13 protein-coding genes and 1 pseudogene are annotated in these 18,652 nt (G+C 66.9%); 2 read left to right on the top strand and 12 right to left on the bottom strand.

The features are described from left to right. Window positions 1-58: 58 nt before the first annotated feature. The 4 genes from BW38_RS19155 to BW38_RS19170 all read right to left on the bottom strand — a co-directional run bounded on the left by BW38_RS19155 (window position 59) and on the right by BW38_RS19170 (window position 3,925). A complete protein-coding gene (locus BW38_RS19155) occupies window positions 59-835 on the bottom strand; it encodes an ABC transporter permease (RefSeq protein WP_032974771.1) in 777 nt (258 codons plus the stop codon). Then, on the bottom strand, window positions 819-1,652 hold the full coding sequence (locus BW38_RS19160) for an ABC transporter ATP-binding protein (protein WP_032974770.1): 834 nt from the start codon (window positions 1,650-1,652) through the stop codon (window positions 819-821). Before BW38_RS19160 ends, BW38_RS19155 begins: the two co-directional genes overlap by 17 nt. 14 nt (window positions 1,653-1,666) lie before the next feature. Then, window positions 1,667-2,728 carry an ABC transporter substrate-binding protein gene (locus BW38_RS19165; protein ID WP_032974882.1) on the bottom strand — a complete coding sequence of 354 codons (1,062 nt, stop codon included), beginning with the start codon at window positions 2,726-2,728 and terminating at the stop codon, window positions 1,667-1,669. 75 nt (window positions 2,729-2,803) lie between these two features. Next, the gene (locus BW38_RS19170; protein WP_032974769.1) at window positions 2,804-3,925 is read right to left on the bottom strand and encodes a 4-oxalomesaconate tautomerase; all 1,122 of its coding nucleotides are present in this window, start codon (window positions 3,923-3,925) and stop codon (window positions 2,804-2,806) included. A 109-nt stretch (window positions 3,926-4,034) separates the two neighbouring features. Here BW38_RS19170 and BW38_RS19175 point away from each other — a divergent pair, with 109 nt between their 5' ends. Further along, window positions 4,035-4,937, top strand: coding sequence for a LysR family transcriptional regulator (locus BW38_RS19175; RefSeq protein WP_032974768.1), 903 nt, complete (start codon window positions 4,035-4,037; stop codon window positions 4,935-4,937). 77 nt (window positions 4,938-5,014) lie between these two features. Here BW38_RS19175 and BW38_RS19180 read toward each other — a convergent pair whose 3' ends face one another. Further along, window positions 5,015-6,067 carry a sensor domain-containing diguanylate cyclase gene (locus tag BW38_RS19180; RefSeq protein WP_032974767.1) on the bottom strand — a complete coding sequence of 351 codons (1,053 nt, stop codon included), beginning with the start codon at window positions 6,065-6,067 and terminating at the stop codon, window positions 5,015-5,017. Window positions 6,068-6,319: 252 nt separating this feature from the next. On the opposite strand from BW38_RS19180, the gene BW38_RS19185 reads away from it, so the two are divergent. Further along, window positions 6,320-6,502: a hypothetical protein gene (locus BW38_RS19185; RefSeq protein ID WP_032974881.1), complete on the top strand. Its 183-nt coding sequence runs from the start codon at window positions 6,320-6,322 to the stop codon at window positions 6,500-6,502. 311 nt (window positions 6,503-6,813) lie between these two features. On the opposite strand, the gene BW38_RS19190 is transcribed toward BW38_RS19185, so the two are convergent. From BW38_RS19190 to BW38_RS19215, 7 genes and pseudogenes are all read right to left on the bottom strand, one after another. Then, a complete protein-coding gene (locus tag BW38_RS19190) occupies window positions 6,814-7,686 on the bottom strand; it encodes an aldose epimerase (protein ID WP_051584858.1) in 873 nt (290 codons plus the stop codon). Next, complete coding sequence (locus BW38_RS22060) at window positions 7,676-8,692, bottom strand: glycoside hydrolase family 43 protein (RefSeq protein ID WP_327083150.1); 1,017 nt, start codon at window positions 8,690-8,692, stop codon at window positions 7,676-7,678. The genes BW38_RS19190 and BW38_RS22060 overlap by 11 nt, the downstream gene beginning before the upstream one ends. Then, window positions 8,666-10,138: pseudogene (locus BW38_RS22055) on the bottom strand (MFS transporter); the annotation flags it as partial. The pseudogene BW38_RS22055 and the gene BW38_RS22060, both read right to left, overlap by 27 nt. A 10-nt stretch (window positions 10,139-10,148) precedes the next feature. Next, entirely contained in the window at window positions 10,149-12,821 is a 2,673-nt protein-coding gene (locus BW38_RS19200; protein WP_032974764.1) for a glycoside hydrolase family 3 protein, read from the bottom strand. Further along, a complete protein-coding gene (locus tag BW38_RS19205) occupies window positions 12,818-14,500 on the bottom strand; it encodes a glycoside hydrolase family 43 protein (RefSeq protein WP_032974763.1) in 1,683 nt (560 codons plus the stop codon). The genes BW38_RS19200 and BW38_RS19205 overlap by 4 nt, the downstream gene beginning before the upstream one ends. Further along, window positions 14,500-16,479, bottom strand: coding sequence for a sialate O-acetylesterase (locus tag BW38_RS19210; RefSeq protein WP_032974762.1), 1,980 nt, complete (start codon window positions 16,477-16,479; stop codon window positions 14,500-14,502). Before BW38_RS19210 ends, BW38_RS19205 begins: the two co-directional genes overlap by 1 nt. Beyond that, entirely contained in the window at window positions 16,476-18,590 is a 2,115-nt protein-coding gene (locus BW38_RS19215; RefSeq protein WP_032974761.1) for an alpha-glucuronidase family glycosyl hydrolase, read from the bottom strand. Before BW38_RS19215 ends, BW38_RS19210 begins: the two co-directional genes overlap by 4 nt. Window positions 18,591-18,652 lie beyond the last annotated feature (62 nt).

Genomic DNA, 18,652 nt, shown 5'->3' with positions numbered 1-18,652 from the left:
GAGGCGCGCGCCGCCGGATCAGTCCGGCGGCGCGGCAAGCGGGCTCAGGCGGCCGCGCTCAGCTGGTGGCCTGCGTCTGCGCGTTCGGGCGCCAGGTGATCAGCTTGTTCTCGACCACATCCAGCAGTGCGTCGATGACGAGCACGAAGGCGGCCAGGATGATGATGCCGGCGAACACCCCCACGGCATTGAAGTTGCCCTCGGCCTGGGCAATCAGGTAGCCCAGCCCTGCCGAGGCACCGAGGTACTCGCCGATGATCGCACCGACCACCGCGAAACCGACGGACGTGCGCAGCGAGGACAGGATCCAGCTGGCCGCCGCCGGGAAGTACACGTGACGCAGCAGATCGCTGCGGCCCGCCCCCAGGATGCGTGCGTTGGCCAGCACCACCGGGTTCACTTCACGCACGCCCTGCATGGCGTTGAAGAACGTGGTGAAGAACACCAGCGTGACCGCCAGCGCCACCTTCGACCACAGCCCAAGGCCCAGCCACAGCACGAAGATCGGTGCCAGCACCACACGCGGAATCGCGTTGAAGCCCTTGATGAACGGGTCCAGGATGCGTGCCGAGCGTCGGCTCAGGCCAAGCCACACGCCACCGGCCACGCCCAGCCCGGTGCCGATGATGTAGCCCAGCGCGGTTTCGGTCAGGGTGATGTAGACGTGCTGGTAGAACGAGGTGTCGGACAGCCAGGTCCAGGCCTGCTGCACGATTGCCGTTGGCGAGGGGAAGAAGAACGGATCGATCACGCCCAGCGCGATGCCGCCTTCCCAGCCGCCGAATACGGCGACCACCAGGGCCAGCTGGATGAATTTGTCAGTCTTGGCGTGCATAGCTCTTCTCCACTTCGCCGCGCAGGCAGGCCCAGATGTCGCGGTACAGGTCGGTGAATCGTTCGTCCAGCTTGATTTCGGCCACGTTGCGCGGCCGTTCCAGGTCCACGTCGAAGCTGCGCACGACGCGGCTGGCGGGGCCGGAGGACAGCACCACCACGCGGTCACCCAGCGCGATGGCCTCTTCCAGGTCATGGGTGATGAGGATCACCGAGCGCCGGTCCTCCTGCCACAGCCGCAGCAGTTCGTTCTGCATCAGGTGGCGGGTGTGGATGTCCAGCGCCGAGAACGGCTCATCCATCAGGATCACCTTCGGTTCGACGATCAACGCCTGTGCCATCTGCACGCGCTTGCGCTGTCCGCCGGACAGCTGGTGCGGGTAGCGATGCTCGAAGCCGGCAAGGCCGACCTTGGCCAGCCAGGCATTGGCCTTGGCCTTGCGCTCGGCTTCGGGCACGCCACGAAAGCGCAGGCCCAGTTCGACGTTCTGGTACGCGGTCTTCCATGGCAGCAGCGCATCCTGCTGGAACAGATAGCCGACAGATTCCTGCACGCCGCTGACCTTGCGGCCGTCGATGGCCACCTCCCCGGACGATGGCGTGAGCAGACCCGCCACGGAATTGAGGATGGTGCTCTTGCCGCAGCCGGTGGGGCCGACGATGGCGAGGAACTCGCCGTCGCCCACCTGGATGTCGACATCACGCACGGCGGTGAATTCGCCGAAGGACATGGTCACCTTGTTGATGGCGACCATGGTCTGTGCAGGCTCCAGCTGCGGCGCGCCATTGAGCTGGCGCACGGTGGCATTGAGGGCCATGGGGTTACCTCCGCTTAACGTTGGGCTGCCGGCGCCGCAGCGTGGGCACGCTCGACGAAGGCATTGGTGTAGGTCCTGGACAGATCGATGTTGGCCTTGGCCACATCCGTGTTGAACTCGCGCAACACCTTCAGCGGCGTTTCCAGGTCGGCCGCGGTGAAGTGGCCATCGGTGGTGAAGATCGCGCGGGCGTTCTCCACGGCGCGGGCATAGGTGGCGCGGTCGCCGGAGACATAGCTGTCAGGCAGGGCTGCGACGATGTCCTCGGCGCTGTTGTCGGCGATGAACTTCAGCGCCATCTGCTCGGCACGGGCGATCTTTTCGGCCGCTTCCGGGCGCTTGTCCAGGAAGCTCTGGTTGGCGTACATCACCGAAGTCGGGTACAGGCCGCCATAGACCTGTCGTGCGCCGTCATCACTGCGTGCGTCGAGAATGATCTTCCCTACCTTGCGTTCGGTGATCAGGGTGGCGGCAGGATCGTAGTTCACCAGCAGGTCGATCTTGCCCTGCTCCAGCGCGGCGACCGCAGCGGCACCGGAACCCACGCCGATCAGCGAGATGCTGTCGACCGGGATGTCATGCTGGGCCAGGAAATGGCGAACGAAGAAGTCGGACGAGGAGCCCGGTGCGGTGATGCCGACCTTCTGGCCCTTGATGGTCTGCGGGCGCGCCGGATCGAATGTGGCGTCTTCGCGGCCGGCCATCACCAGGCCGGAATTGCGCGAGAGCAGTACGAAGGCGACTACGTCCTTGCCCTTGGCCTGCATCTGGATGGTGTGGTCGTAGAAGCCGACGGCCACGTCGGTGGAGTTGGCAACCAGCGCCTGCAGTACTTTCGAACCGCCCTGGGCGAAGTTCTCGGTCTTCACTTCCAGGCCGACGTCCTTGAAATAGCCCTTGGCGTCGGCGATGAAGAACGGCAGGTTGTTGAGGTTGTAGGAACCGACGCTGATGCGCACCGGGGCATTGTCGCCGCCGCGTGCGGAACCACCGGCCGCACCGGCGTCCGGCTTGCTGCATCCGGCCGCGGCCAGGCCGACCGCGCACAGCGCGGCCATGAAGAACTGCTTGTACATCATCCCTCCCAGGAGTGAAGCATCTACGTTGTGGTGGCGGGCAAGCACAGCCGTGCCGGCCCGACCGGTTTCAGATCATGCCGCTGACGTCCATTGGCGGGCTTGGGTAGCACTGGCCCTGGCGGGCGCGGGCGAAGTGGCGAACACACGACCTTCAAACAGACGACGTGCGGTGCGCACCACGCTGGCGATCACCGGCGCGTCGTCCGCGCTGCGACTGAGGCCCACCTCCAGGGCCCCACTCGGATGTTCGAGGGTAATGCTGCCGGGCAGCGGCAGGCACCCGACCAAAGTGTGGGCCAACGTGCCCGAGGTGACGGCGGCGGTCGCGATGCCCACCGCGCCGGTAATGGCCAGCGCGGTGTGGCACTGGTGCGGCATGAAATAGCGCACCTGCAGCTGCCCGCCATGTTGCGGTGCGGACAGCAGCACCGGCTTGGGAATGACCTTGCTGCCGGCGTCGGCGATGCCCATTCGGGCGCCGGCCTCGATACGCAACGCCTCCAGCCGCGCCATGAACGCGGCATCCGCATTCAGTTCGGCAGGTGACGCATCACCGCGTACGCCCAGGTCCTCAGCGTGCACCAGCATCATCGGCATCGCGCAGTCGATCAGGCTGACCGGCACGCCGTCGATGGCTTCCTGCGCATGGCCACTGGGCAGCAACTTGCCGGTCCGTGCGCCTGCCGCATCCAGGAAGGACAACCGGACCGGAGAGGCCGAGCCCGGCGCTCCGGCAATGCGGGTGTCGCCCCGGTAGACCACGTTGCCGCCCGGCGTTTCCACCGTGGCGATGATCAGCTTGCCGGTGTTGACGTTGTGGACGCGCACTTCGGTCTGCGGGTCCTGGGCCTGCACCAGCCCGCGCTCGATTGCATACGGGCCCACCGCCGCCAGCATGTTGCCGCAGTTGGGCGAGGTATCCACCACCTGCTGTTCCACCCGCACCTGGGCGAACAGATAGTCCACGTCGGCATCGGGGTGGCTGGAGCGGTCGATGATGGCCACCTTGCTGGTCAGTGCGTTGCCGCCGCCGATGCCGTCGATCTGCAGCGGGTGGCCCGAACCCATCACCTCCAGTAGCAGGCGGTCGCGTTCGGCGGTATCAGCCGGCAGGTCGCTGGCCAGGAAGAAGGGGCCCTTGGAGGTGCCGCCACGCATGAGCACGCAGGGAATGCTGAGCAGATCGTTGGACATACGTGTGTTAGATTGATGCGTATAGGGGATGAATGACCCCTCTGTGATTCGATACTGGCATGACCCCAATTGATCTGTGAATTGCTGATTTTTGGATGATTGATACCTGATGAGCATCAATTGCGAAATTCTCGATCTGCGCGCCTTCCTGCTGGTATCGGAAACCCGCAGCTTCCATCGCGCGGCAGAGATCCTGCACGTCTCCCAGCCGGCGCTGAGCCGGCGCATCCAGAAGCTTGAGCAGGCCGTGGGCTCGCCGTTGCTCGAGCGCACCACGCGCAGTGTCAGCACTACGGCCGTGGGCGAGAACCTGCTGCCGCTGGTGCGGCGCATGCTGGAGGAGTTCGATGGCTCGCTGTTCTCGCTGCGCGGCCGCGAAGACACCCGCGGCGCCACGGTGACCATCGCCTGCCTGCCCACGGCGGCGTTCTACTTCCTGCCGAGCGTGATGGCGCGCTTCCACGAGGCGCATCCGAACGTGCGCTTCCGCATCCTGGATATTCCGGCCACCGAGGGCCTGCAGGCGGTGGAGCGCGGCGAGGTCGAATTCGGCATCAACTTCATGGGTGCCAATGATCCCAACCTCGATTTCGACGTGCTGGCCGAGGATCCGTTCGTGCTGGCATGCCGGCTTGATCATCCGCTGGCCCGCAAGCGCACGGTGGAATGGGCTGATCTGGCCGAGCACCAGCTGATCACCGTGCATCGCACCAGTGGCAACCGCACACTGCTGGACGGCGCATTGGCGCGCGAGAACCTCAAGCTGAGCTGGCATTACGAAGTGACTCACCTGTCCACTTCGCTGGGCATGGTCGAGGCCGGCATCGGGGTATCGGTGCTGCCGAAAATGGCAACCCCTGATGGCGATCATCCGACGCTGGTGACGCGTTCGATCGGCAACCCGGTGGTATCGCGCACCATTGGCATCGTGCGCCGTCGAGGCGCCCTGCTCTCGCCCACCGCAGAGCGGTTCCTGCAGATGCTGATGAGCCAGTGGCGCGTGGAGAACTGAGCGCGGCCTGGTGCGTATCCGATGAAATGGCAGCCTGCTCTCCATCCACATGAGCAGTGCAGCGGCCCCGGTGCAGATTACTCGGCGTAGCTTGCGGTGTTCTTGCCGTGCCGTTTGGCGTGATAGAGCGCCTTGTCCGCCTTCGCCAGCCAATCTTCTGCGCTGCCCGTGCCAGCCGCTGCGGCGATGCCGATACTGACGCTGAACTGGATATGGGCTGTTTCAGGGGCGCCCGGCTCCTGCAGGTAGTGCCTTATCTGCTCGGCCACATCCATGGCCTCTGCCGGTATCCGCTGGCGCAGCAGGACGGCGAACTCATCACCGCCCAGACGCGCCGGCATGTCGCCCGGCTGGGCCAGCTGACGCAGCACTACCGCGATGCGGCGAAGCACCTCATCGCCGGCACGATGGCCATGCGAGTCATTGATCCGCTTGAAATCATCAACATCAAGCATCAGCAGGCACGCGTCGCCGCCGTGGTGCTGCCCCGTCTGCAGCACCTGCTGGGCGCGCTGGATCAGGAAGCCGCGGTTGGCCAGCTCCACCAACGGATCCATCCGGCTCAGGCGCTGCAGTTGGCGATTCTGTGATTTCACCCGGCGCGCCAGCCGCCAGCTCAGCACGCTCAACCCGATCCCGTAGACGAACAGGAAAGGCAGGCTGAGGACAACCGTGCGCTGCGAGGTGATGGGTTGATAAGGCAGGCCCAGGGCAAGCCAGGTGGCGGCGAACCCGATCACCAGGGCCAGGGTTGCCCTCGTTGCCAGGCGGATGCCGCCAGCGGCGATCTTGTCGGCCACCAGCAGCGCGGCAAACAACGCACTGGGCACCGTGCTGAGGGCCATGAAGGCGATCCATGCGCCTCCAAAAAGAGAGTCGACGATCATGCAGCGGAACTGCGCTGCTGCCGGCTCGCGGGCGCGACGTGTCAGGAGCATCGCCAGCGCCGGCCATGCGAGGGCGTTGAGCAACAGCAGCACCCAGGGCGCAGCATCCGCCTGACGCTCCAGAATGATCGAGGCAATCGGAAGCGCGCCCAAGCCGTTCCCCACGAAGCGCATCCAGCCGATGCGCCGGGCTGCACCGACGCCCTCGACGGCGACTTCTGTTGAGTCAGTGAGAAACGGCATTGCCAGCTCTCCTGATGATCACTCCCCTGCAATTCACCCGGACACCCCTTTGTGCGCGAGTCTGACATCTGTACGTCAACGACAGGTCAGTGAGGCAAGGGAGTGCTGCCATCGCAGCCGCATGCCGAGGCTGCGCACATGGGTTGATGGGCCGTGCGGCAGCCCTTCATCCGCCTGTGTTGCAGCGTTAACGCCCCGTGGCAGAGGCTGGTCAACACGCCCGAGGAGCACACTCCAGTGAACGAGAAAAAGCTGCGGGATGACCTGCCTTTCAACCCTGGCGCCGACGTGGACGATGCGTCGAAGAGCCATACCCCGGACAGGCTCAGGAATGACAAAGCGACATGGAAGGAGCACGACATGCCCGATGATGGTGATGACCCCAAAGCTGCGCCCGACGACTACGAACGGCCTGATCCAGATCCGACCGGGTAGGCACAGCGGGCTGACGCCCATTGAAGCCAACGGTGCATGTCACGCCACATGGCGTGCGCCCTTGCTGAAGGTGCGCCCGCGCCGGATCGCGTGTTGCCGGCCAGCGGCCGGCACTACCGGACGCGACGCATGGGTAACGCCGGGTCATTCCCGGCGGACGCAAAGATGGGTAGCGCCGGGCCATGCCCGGCGGACGCAAAGATGGGTAGCGCCGGGCCATGCCCGGCGGATGCGAAGAACAGAAGGGCCGCAGGCATTCGATGCGGTGGAACAGCCGTGCGGAGTTCTTGAGTTCTGCTGTGGACAGATGATCAGCTGGCGTCGACGCCAGCCAGATCGCCATCGCTGCCGATCTCCCAACGCAGTTCGAAGTTCAGTTCCAGCTGTTGTCCCGGCTGCAACCGGGTCGGCGCCAGCGTGAATCCATCGGGTGGGCCGGTCTGCGGTTCCACGCAGGTGGCGTGCGCCGCCCCGTCGTAGACCACCCAGTGATCGGTGTCGGCGCTCAGCCGCAGCCGCTGGCCGGCGGCAAGCAGCGTCACTTCGGCCGGGTTGATGAAGCAGTCATCCCACGGCCCCTGCGTTGGATGCACGCAGGGCAAGGTGGCGATGCCCTCCCCGTCGCGCGGGTACATCGCGCTGGGTGCGAACAGCAGTCGATCCGGCTTGCGGAACCAGGGATGCCAGCCAAGCACGGCTGGCATTGCCATGGCACCGGCCTGCACTGCGAGGCGCAGCTTCAGGCGGTCGGGTTGCACGAGGAGATGCTGCGATGCCCTGCCTCCGAAGGGCCAATAGGCGTCCTCAGGCAGGTCCAGCGACAGCGAGGCGCCGTCCGGTTCAAGGCGGTCGATGCGCCACGGCCGTGAGAAGCCGACGCCATGGATGGCGTGCATTCCGAAGTTCACCGGCAGCTGATAGGGCCTGCCTTCGAAGGCGAAGCGTCCGTGCCGGATGCGCCCGGCCCAGGGCAGCATGGGATAGCACCCCCACGCAATGCCCGCCTGCCCTACTTCATGTTCGCTGACGAGCCAGTCCACACCGTCACAGCGTAGTTGGGCGATGCGCCCACCGGCTTCCGGTGCAAGCGCGACCTCCAGCCTGCCTGCCCGCAACCAGTGCAGTGGGCCGGCCGGCAGTGCCGCCTGCGCATCATCCGTGGGCGAAGTCGGCTCAGGTGCCATAGGGATGGATCGTCCGGATGCTGCCATCTGCTTCCATGTGCAGCGGTGTGCACTTGACCGAACGCAGGTGGGTGACCCCGCCGGACAACAACGCGTCGTGATAGAACAGGTACCACCGCCCTTGGAACGCACAGATGGAGTGATGGGTTGTCCAGCCCACCACGGGGGTGAGGATCACGCCGCGATAGGTGAACGGCCCGTACGGGCTGTCGCTGGTGGCATAGCACAGCAGGTGCGTATCACCAGTGGAGTACGACAGGTAATACCGGCCCTGGTGCTTGTGCAGCCACGGTCCTTCGAAGAAGCGACGGGCATGGTCGTCGGCGCGCAGCGGCTGCCCGTGCTCGTCCAGGATGACGATCTCCCGGGTGGGTTCGGCAAGCCGGGTCATGCCGGCGTCCAGTCGCCCGATACGCGGGCCCAGTGCCGGCGCCTCGCCGGCAGGTTCTTCATGCGCCGGGTCGTAGCGGTTGTCGCGATACTTCTGCAGCTGGCCACCCCAGATGCCACCGAAACAGAGGTAGTGCGCGCCGTCGTCGTCCTCGAACACGGCCGGGTCGATCGAGTACGCGCCCTCGATGGGTTCGGGTTCGGGAGTGAACGGGCCCTCCGGCCGATCCGCCGCCGCAACGCCGATACGGAACATGCCGTGGGCGTCCTTGGCCGGGAAGTACAGGTAATAGCGGCCATCGCGGGAGGCGGCATCCGGTGCCCACATCTGCTGGCTGGCCCAGGGCACGTCGCGCACATGCAGCGCCACGCCGCAGTCGGTGGCCTCGCCCTCCGGCGTGTCCATCCGCAGCACGTGGTAGTCCTGCATGCCGAAGTGCCCGCCCTCATCGTCGAAGGGGGCGCCGCTGTCGATGTCGTGCGATGGATAGATGTACAGCCGTCCCTCGAACACATGGGCCGAAGGGTCGGCCGTGTAGATGTGGCTTACCAGGGGCTGGGAGATGGCGTGTGCTGCCAGTTGCTGCAGATCGCTGCCCTGGCGCCGCGACTGCAGGTCCTGCTCGATGCGGGTCTCCATGCGCTTGTTGATCTCGTAGAGGAAAAGCAGCGCTACTGCAGCCAGAAACGGCAGGGAGCAGTACACACTCACCGTCAGGCGGATACCATCCACCACGGCTTCGGGCTGTTGCGGTGCGCCTGCCTGGTAGCCGTGATGGGCGAGGATGCCGGCGACCAGCGCGCCACCGATGCTGAGCCCGATCTTCAGGCCACACAGCATCGCCGAGAAGACGATGGCGGTGGCACGGCGATGGTTCTTCCATTCGGAGTAGTCGGCGACGTCGGCGATCATCGCCCACAGCAGCGGGATGGTGATGCCGTAGCAGAACCCGTGCAGCATGAAGGCAGCGAAGGCCACGGCGACCGCCGTGGGCGGGAAGAAATAGAACGCCAGCAGGAACACGGTGGACACCAGCAAGGCACCGCCAAAGACATCACGCTTGCCGAAACGGTCGGCCAGGCGGCGCGATACACCGATGCCCAGGATCATGCAGACGATGCCGCAGGCGTTGAACAGGCTGAATGCCGATGTTGCCGGATCCTTCGGCCAGGCGAACCCGGCCAGGCCCAGACCGTTGAGTGCCGCGTTGACGGCGCCGATGAAGCGGTTGAAGCCGGAGCTGTCGAGAAATCCCGCCAGGGCGGCCTCGCTCATGTAGTACTGGAAGTAGTAGACGTAGGTACCGCCCTTCAGCGACAGGTTGATGAAGACCAGGATGGTCAGCGCCAGCATCACCTTCCATGGGCGGTTGCGCAGCAGGTCGGACAGGTCCTGCAGCACCCCGGCAGTCTGTTCCTTCGCCGGTACGATGCGCTCGCGCGTGGTGGCGAAGGTGATCAGGAAGAACACCGTTCCCACCACCGCAAATACCGTCATGACCCGCTCGAAGCCCAGCACCCGGTCGCCGTCGCCGAGGATCAGCACCAGCGGCAGCAGCAGGACCTGGATGATGAACTGCGCGATCATCACCGCCACGAAGCGGTAGGCCGACAGGCTGTTGCGCTGGGCCATGCTGCCGGTGAGCACGCCACTGAGTGCCGAGTACGGCAGATTGTTGGCCGCATACACGAGCATCAACAGGCCGTAGGTGGCCAGGGCGTAGACGACCTTGGCGCGCGGCGCCAGGTCGGGGGTGCTGAAGGCCAGCAGTGACAGCACCCCGAAGGGAATCGCCGTCCACAGGATCCACGGCCGGAACTTGCCCCAGCGGCTGACCGTGCGATCGGCGGCGATGCCGATCAACGGGGTGAACACGAAGGCACCGAGCACGCCGATCACGAAGATGATCGTGGCGGCCGTGGCGGGCGGCAGCCGGTACACATCGGTGTAGAAGAACGCGAGGTAGGTGATCAGCGTCTGGAAGATCAGGTTGGCGGCCAGGTCGCCCAGGCTGTAGCCGAGCTTCTCCCGGATGGACAGCGTGTGCCCGGTGCTTTCGATGCGGCGCGCATCAGTCACGGTTGGTCTCCACGGTGAACCCGGCCTTCGCGCGGATGTCGGCGCTGGAGCTGCCCACCCATGCCTCGTATGCGCCCGCCGGCACGGCATAGCCGCCGCGCGCGTCGTCATAGTGGCGCAGGGCCTGCTGCGCTTCCAGGTCGAACACCACGGTGCGCCGCTCGCCTGCGGCCAGGTGCACACGCTGGAAGCCGCGCAATGTCTGGCGTGCGTCGCCAGGCCCGGCCTGCAGCCGTCGCACATACAGCTGGACCACTTCGTCGCCGGCGCGCTTGCCCGTGTTGGCGATCTCGACCTGCACCTTGAGTGTACCGTCGTTGGCGATGCGCGTTGAATCGAGCTGCAGCCTGCCGTAGTCGAAGCGGGTGTACGACAGCCCGTGCCCGAACGGATACAGCGGGGTACCGCGGAAGTAGCGGTAGGTGCGTCCTTCCATCGTGTAGTCGTCAAAGGCCGGCATCGCCTCGTCCGCCTTGTAGAAGGTCACCGGCAGGCGCCCGCCCGGATTGACGTCGCCGAACAGCGCCTGGCCGACGGCGGTGCCGCCGCGTTGCCCGGGATACCAGCTCATCAGGATGGCGGACAGATTCTGCTGCGCCCAGTCCACCGCCATGGCAGAGCCGCCGGTGAGGACCATCACCACCGGTTTGCCGGTGGCATGCAGCGCTTCCAGCAGCGAGCGCTGGGGCGCGGGCAGGCGCAGGTCGGTACGGTCGCCGCCGGCGAAGCCCGGGTAGTTGACCTTCATCTCTTCGCCTTCGACGTCGCCGGTGAGGCCGCCCACGAACACCACCACATCGGCGTTGCGCGCGGCCTCCAGTGCCGCTTCGAACGGCGGCTTGGCTCCGGGCATGCGCCACCCCAGGCGGACGCCGGCATCGCGCTCGGCGTCGAAGTACTCAAGCCTCAGGTCATAGGCGCGGCCGGCCTGCAGGTCCAGGTCCGCGCCATCGCCGTGCAGGCGATCACTGTTGGCCCAGTGGTCCAGCACCCGCTTGCCGTCCACGTAGAGGCGGAAACCATCGTCGGCGGCCGCCTCGATCCGGTAGCGCCCCGAGACGGGCGGCAGCAACTGGCCAGTCCAGCGGATGCTGAAACCATCGCTGGGGATGCCCTGCCCCGGTGCGGCTTCACCACGGGCCAGCAGGTTGTCGGTCGGGGAGCCCCGATCCCAGCGGAATCCGATCTGGGCATCGGTGCGGACCAGGGCCGGAGTGCCGGAAAGATCGGCGGTACGGAAGTACTCGCCGCGCAGCCCGCGCTCCGGGGAGTCAGCCGACGGGCGCAGGTAGGTCGCTTCGATCAAGGGTGTAGCGCTGGGATCGTCGCGCCCTTCAACCAGGTCCACGCCGCGTGCGTAGCTCACCTCGATTCCCTTGGCGGCATCGCGGATGCCCTGCAGGAGGGTGACCGGCGCGGCCGGGGTGCCGAAGTAGTTGCCGAGCAATGCCATGGTGTCATCGGCCGTGGGGCCGATCACGGCGATGCGCTTCAGGTTGCGGGACAGCGGCAGCACGCCATCGTTCTTCAGCAGCACCAGCGATTCCTGGGCGGCCTTCAGGGCCAGTGCATCATGCGCCGGAGCCTGGTTGACCGACGCGGGAATCTGCGCCCAGCGCACGCGCTCGGGTGGGTCGAACATGCCCAGCCGCATCCGCGCGGCAAACAGGCGGGTCACCGCATCGTCGATCTCCGCCTCGCTGATCAGGCCCTGCCGTACTGCCGCCGGCAGCGTGGCGTACTCCTGGCCGCACTCCAGTTCGGTGCCGTTGCGGACCGCCAACGCGGCAGCCGCCTCGCGGCTTGGAACGATCCGGTGATGTTTCCAGATGTCGACGATGGCCCAGCAGTCGGACACCACGTAGCCCTTGAAGCCCCAGTCGCGGCGCAGCACGTCGCGCAGCAGGAACCGGCTGGCGCTGGCGGACTCGCCGTACACCCGGTTGTAGGCGCCCATCACCGCGTCCACCTGCCCCTCTTTCACCAGCGCCTCGAACGCGGGCAGGTAGGTGTCGTACAGGTCGCGCTTGCTCGGGCGCGCATCGAAGTGGTGGCGGTCGGCCTCGGGGCCACTGTGCACGGCCAGGTGCTTGGCGGTGGCGTCGAGCTTGCGGTACACCGGGTCATCGCCCTGCAGACCGTGCACGAAGGCCACGCCCATGCGGGCGGTGAGGTACGGGTCCTCGCCGTAGGTTTCCTGGCCACGGCCCCATCGCGGGTCGCGGAAGATGTTGATGTTCGGCGACCAGTAGGTCAGCCCCTGGTAGCGGCCATGCGAGCCTTCACGGAGGAACTGGTGGTGCTTGGCACGGGCTTCGTCGCTGATGGTGCTGGCCACCTGCCCCATCAGCGGCACATCGAAGGTGGCCGCCAGGCCGATGGCCTGCGGAAACACGGTGGCCTGCCCTGCCCGCGCCACGCCATGCAGGCCTTCGTTCCACCAGTCGTAGGCGGGAACGCCCAGGCGCTCGATCGCGGGCGCGGCGTTCTGCATCTGCGCTGCCTTCTCCTCCAGGGTCATCCGTGCGACCAGGGCAGCGGCGCGGTTTTCGAAGCTGGCCGAGGTGTCGAGCCAGGGCGCCGGCTCGGATGCGTAACCCGTGCCCGCCAGCGCGATGGCTGCGCACAGGGCCAGCGTGCGGAAGATGGGAGTGCGCGTCATCATTTGCTCCTCAATGCACGCTCGTCGCGCGCGAATGGTCCCAGCAGGGCGCCGACGAAGCCGCCTGCACGATCCGTACTCAACACCGTTCCGTCCACGTCATCGGCCAGTGTCTGCCAGCCACGCCCGTCGCCGCTGTCGAAGGCGAACGCATAGCGGCCTTCGTCACCGGCGATCTTCAGGCGCAGCGACGTCGCTGCCGTTGCCTGGCGCGTTGCCAGGGTGCGGGTGACACCGCTGCCGTCGCGCGCTTCCAGGAAGACCGCCACGCGGTCACCGCCGAGGCTGCGCACGCCAAGGAAATACCAGTGGGTCTCGCTCTGGAAAGCTGCCAGGCCTGCGGCCACGCCCGCCGCCGGCCGGGTCATGGCCGTGCTGGATTCGAAGCGCAGGTGCTGCTGGCGCCGGCCGAGGAACGCGGGGTTGCGCAGCGTGTCCAGGTTCTCCGCCAGCGGGTGCACGGCCAAGGCCCCCGGTCGCTCGCGCAGGTCCGCCCACGGCTGCCTGGGGATGCGCACGCGCAGCCAGCCGCTGCCGAGTGCCGGCGCATCGAATTCGTCACGTTCGGTGAAATTGCCGGTGGACGGCGCCTGCGACGCTTCGCCCTGCATCCAGGAGGGCGCTCTGGCCACATACGGAATGGCCTGGTTGGCCGGCAGGATCACCGGCCAGCCGTCACGCCATTGCACCGGCAGCAGATAGGTCTCGCGCCCGGTGTTGTAGTGGCGCGTGTCGTAGTTGCGGCTGGCAAGGAACACCGCCCACCATGAGCCGTCCGGCCCCTCCACCAGATCCGCATGTCCGGCATTGGTGATCGGCAACGGCCTGTCGGCGGGCAGGTCACGCTGGGTGAGAATCGGATTGCCCACATACGGCACGTAGGGCCCCCACACATCACGGCTGCGCAGCACCACCTGCGAATGTTGTGGCCCGGTGCCGCCTTCCGCGTCGGAGAGGTAGTACCAGCCATCGCGTTGGTAGATGTGCGGCCCCTCGATCCAGATAGGGTTCCTGGCCGGCTCCACCCCGCCGTCGATCAACACCTTGCGGGGACCTACCGGGGCGAAGGTCGCCAGATCAATCTGCTGCATCCAGATGGCACGGTGGCCCTCGTAACGTGGCGGGCCGGGCGGTACATCGTTGTTGAGCAGATACACGGTGCCGTCGTTGTCGAAGAACAATGACGGATCGATTCCATCGATGCCAGGCAGCCAGTGCGGGTCGGACCAGGGACCGGCAGGATCACGGGCGGTAGCGATGAAGTTGCCGCCGCTGTCGACGGCCGTGGTGACCACGTAGAACATGCCGTCGTGGTAACTGATGGCCGGCGCGAAGATACCGCGCGACACGCCCAGTCCGTCGAAGTCCAGCTGCGACGGTCGGTCGATCACATTGCCGATCTGCTTCCAGTGCACCAGGTCCACGCTTTCGAATACCGGGATGCCCGGGAAGTAGGTGAAGCTGGAATTGACCAGATAGAAGCGCCCGTTTGCGGCGACGATGCTGGGGTCGGCATGGAACCCGGCAAGAATCGGGTTGCGATAGTGCCCGGCCGGCAACGGCGCATCGAAGGCCGCGTCGCGACCGCTGTACTCGAACCAGTCGAAGTAGACCGGCGGCGCTGCCCACGCCTGCGGCAGCAACGACATCAACACGAGTACTGGAGCCAGCAGCAGACGCATCAGGGAACCTCCGCAGGGGTGATGGAAAGCTCGAACGGGCCGGCGGGCGCCCCACTGCTGTCGCGCAGGGTGCACACCGGGCCATCGGCCCAGCAGTAGCGCACGCGCCCGCCCGCGTCTGCCAGCGGGCTGCGCAGCACGACGTCGAGCCCGTCCAGCACCGCGTCGGCGTAGTGGCAGTGGTGCGCATCGGCGTCGCACAGCTCGAAGCCGATGGGGCCGTTCGCGCCGGTCGTGACCAGGGTGCCGGTGACCCCGTTGAAGCGGATACGCACGCCGGCGCGGGTGGCCGATGCCGTGTGTGCAGTTGGGCCGGCGGGCGCCAGGCTGCGCTCGCCATAGACCACATGGCGCGCTGCCCGCGCCAGCCGCCGGCCCAGTTCCTGCTTGTTCGGCGGGTGGATTTCGTAGGCATCGCCGATGTCGATGGCCACGGCCAGCCCGGTGCGCGGGTCTTCCGCCGCAGCGAGCCGCTGCGCCTCGCGCACCTGCGCCCAGCCACTTTCAACCGGCGCCACGGGGGGCTGGCCATAGCCGGCCAGCTGCACCAGCAGCAGCGGCGTGTGCGCGCCGAACCGCCCCCGCCAGTCGTCACGCAGGCTGCGCAGGCGTGCGAGGTATGCCGTTGCGTCGCCGGTGTTGGATTCACCCTGGTACCACAGCATGCCGCGCAGGCCATAGGCACCCAGCGGCGCGATCATGCCGTTGTACAGCGTCGACAGTCCCGTGGCGGCGTGCCACGGTGCCAGCGGCGGCGCCTGTGCGCCGGGCGCCACCCGGTACTGCCAGCGGGCATCCAGCTCGATGCGCGTACCGTCATCCAGGCCGATGGCGTGCGCGCTCGCGGGCCCTGCAAGGCCGCCCTCACCGTAGGTGTCCAGGACATTGATCACCACGGTGTTGGCGCCGGCTTTCAGCAATCCGGCTGGCAGCGCATAGGTTCGCCGCTCGCCCGCACCGTACTGGCTGCCCACGGCCACGCCGTTCACCCAGGTCATGTCCGTCTCGTCGATGGGGCCGAGCTCGAGCTGTGCGCGCTTGGCGGCCTGGTCGGCGCTCAGTGTCACCTGGGTGCGGTACCAGACCATGCCGTTGTAGCCGGCCAGCGCTGGCACACCCCAGCGCTCCCACGCCCCGAGCGTGGCAGGGGCGCGTTGCCATCCACGGCTGTCGCTGCTTGGCTGCCAGGGTGCATCGGCGGCGGCATCGGCGCGTGTTGTCCACCAGTGTTGCCACTGCTGGCCCCAACGTTCGTTTGCCGCCGCCGGATCACGCGCGTACAGCGCGAACACGTCAAGCGCTGGGCCCAGGCCATCCTGCATGCGCAGGGCATTGCTGCTGGTCCAGGCCTCGATACGCGAGCCGCCCCACGCTGCCTGGATCAGCCCCATCGGAACGTCGACGGTCTTGCGCAGTTCACGCGCAAAGTAGAAACACGCGGCGGAAAAGTCACGCACGGTGTCCGGTGACGCGGGGCGCCATGCCACAGATGCGGAAAAATCACTCTGCGGTGAAACCGCCGCCGCCTTCGGCACGGTGAACAGGCGGATCCCCGGTTCCGTAGCGGAGGCGATCTCGCTGCCTGCATCTAGCGCGCGCCATAGCGGAAGCTCCATGTTCGACTGCCCGGAACACAACCAGACATCGCCGATCTGCACGTCGCGCACGATCTGGCTGGCATGCCCGGACCGGACCGACATTTCGTAAGGTCCGCCGGCTGCCGCAGGCGGCAGCGTTGCGTGCCAGCGGCCATCGCCAGCCGCGTGCGCGCTGACAGTGCGCCCTGCAAACGCCACGGAAACCGAGGCGCCCGGCGTGGCCTGGCCCCATACCGGAATGAGCCGGTCACGCTGCAGCACGGCGTGATCCTGGAACAGCGGATGCAGCAGCGCCATCGTTGGTTCCTGTGCCGCTGCACGCGTGGCGCAGTTGCCCATGGCAACCAGCAGCAGCCAGCCCACCCACGACGTCGGCTTCATCGGCCATCTCCTGGCGCGGAGGGAAACTGCAGGGCCTGGTACCAGGCAAGCGGATGCGGCGGCGCGGCTTCGCCTGCGGGCAACGGTCTGCCGCTCACCGACTGGAAATACGCCACGCTGGCATCGCGCCACCACTGTGCTTCGCGCTGCTGGATACGCAGGAAGGCCGTGACCTGCGCATGTCGTTGCGCATCCACCTTGCCCTGCAGCCCCGCCCAGGTGGCCTGCATGCCCTGGACTTGCCGTACCCCCAGCGAATAGCGCCCGACCAGTTCGTCCCACAGCGTTCGCCCCGAGGCCATGCGGTGATCCCACGGCACGTGGTGGAACCACAACAGCAGCGGCTCCGGAACCCGCGCCAGGTCGCCATACTGCTCGGCCACGCCGGGGGAATACTGGGCCACAGCGTTGCTGCCGCGCGCGGTGCGGTCGAAGCCGATGCCGTTGCGATCCGCACGGTGGTAGTACACCGACGTCCAATCCGCGCGCGGGCCACCATCGACCCATGGACCGGGACCATAGTGGTGTCCCCGCGCCATCAGGTGGTGCAGGCCCAACGGCGTCATGTAGTTCACCGCGGCCTCGCGCGAGGCCATCATCATCCCGACGATGGGCTGCACCACGCCGGGATCGGCTGAGAACGTCAGCGCCGCCCAGTCCGCCGCGATGTCCTGGGCCGATTGCCGCGGATCCCACGCAAGGCGCCCGAAGGCGTACCAGTTGGCCTGGTCGAAGTGCGATCCACTCCAGGTGCGGTCGTTGCCGATGTTGGCGACCCCGGCCATGCCGGCCAGGGACTGCGCCACGGTGCCCCCCCTGCCGCGTGTGCGGGTGTCGGCCCGCAGCACTTCCTCGTACAACGGCCCCAGGTAAACCAGATGCGTGGCAAAGCCCAGGTACTCCTTGGTGATCTGCACTTCCATCACCAGCGGCGTGCGCGGCATGGCTCCGAACAGCGGATGGAACGGCTCACGCGGCTGGAAGTCGATGGGCCCGTTCTTCACCTGCAGCACCACGTTCGGGCGGAACGCACCATCCAGGCCGGCGAATTCGCTGTAGGCCTGCGTGGCGCGGTCCGCAGGAACGTCGTGCGCATACACGAAGGCGCGCCACATCACCACGCCGCCGTGCGCGGCCAGCGCATCGGCCAGCAGGTTGGCGCCGTCGGCGTGCGAGCGGCCGTAGTCCTGCGGGCCGGGCTGCCCTTCCGAATTGGCCTTCACCAGGAAGCCACCGAAATCGGGAATGCGCGCGTAGATCTGGTCGGCTTTGTCGCGCCACCAGCGTTGCACGGCCGGGTCGAGCGGATCGGCGGTGTCGAGCCCGCCCAGCTCGATGGGTGCGCTGAAGCGTGCACTCAGGTAGACACGGATGCCGTACGGACGGAACAGATCGGCCAGTGTTGCCGCTTTGTCGAGATAGTCCGGCGCAAGACTCTGTGCGTTTGCATTCACGTTGTTGAGCACGGTGCCGTTGATGCCTACGGATGCGTTGGCGCGTGCATAGTCGGTGTAGCGCGGGTCGCGCCACTCCGGCAACGTCTGCCAGTCCCACAGTGAACGGCCTGCGTAGCCACGTTCGACATGGCCATCCAGGTTGTCCCAGTGATTGAGCACGCGCAGCCGGAGCCGTGGCGATTGGCGCACATCGAGAGCGTCCAGTGCCGCGCCCGTCTGCAGCAGCCGCAGCAGGTGGAACACCCCGTACAGCACGCCGATATCCCGCGGTGCGGCAACCAGCAGCGCATCGCGCCCGCCCACCTGTGTGCGCTTGAGCAGGTAGCCTTCCTCGCCCAGCGGCTGCATCTGCGCACGCAACGGCGCGATCAACGCCGAAGACTGCGGCGTACCCAGCACCAGCATGGGGCCGGTGGCTGCCGTACCCGCCAACTGCGGAGCGCTGCCGAGCAGCCCGGCCAGTCCACGCTGCAGTTCATCGCGCGCGGCGCGCTGCGTGGCTGTGTGATCAGGGGCCACCACCTGCCCCAGGCGGGTGCGGTAGTCGGCAGCGAGGGCCGGTTCGAGCGGGACGTAGCGCATCCACAGGGCATGGCCATCCTCTGCGCGCGCGTCGCCGATGCAGGCCAGCAGCGCCAGCACGGCAGCGAACATCCAATGACACCGCTCGCCATCCGGACCGGACCGTTGGACGGCCGGCAAACCTTGTAAGCTCC

The organism is Stenotrophomonas sp. RIT309 (assembly GCF_000632045.1).
GTDB lineage: Bacteria > Pseudomonadota > Gammaproteobacteria > Xanthomonadales > Xanthomonadaceae > Stenotrophomonas > Stenotrophomonas indicatrix.
This window is presented reverse-complemented; position numbering and strand designations above follow the sequence as displayed.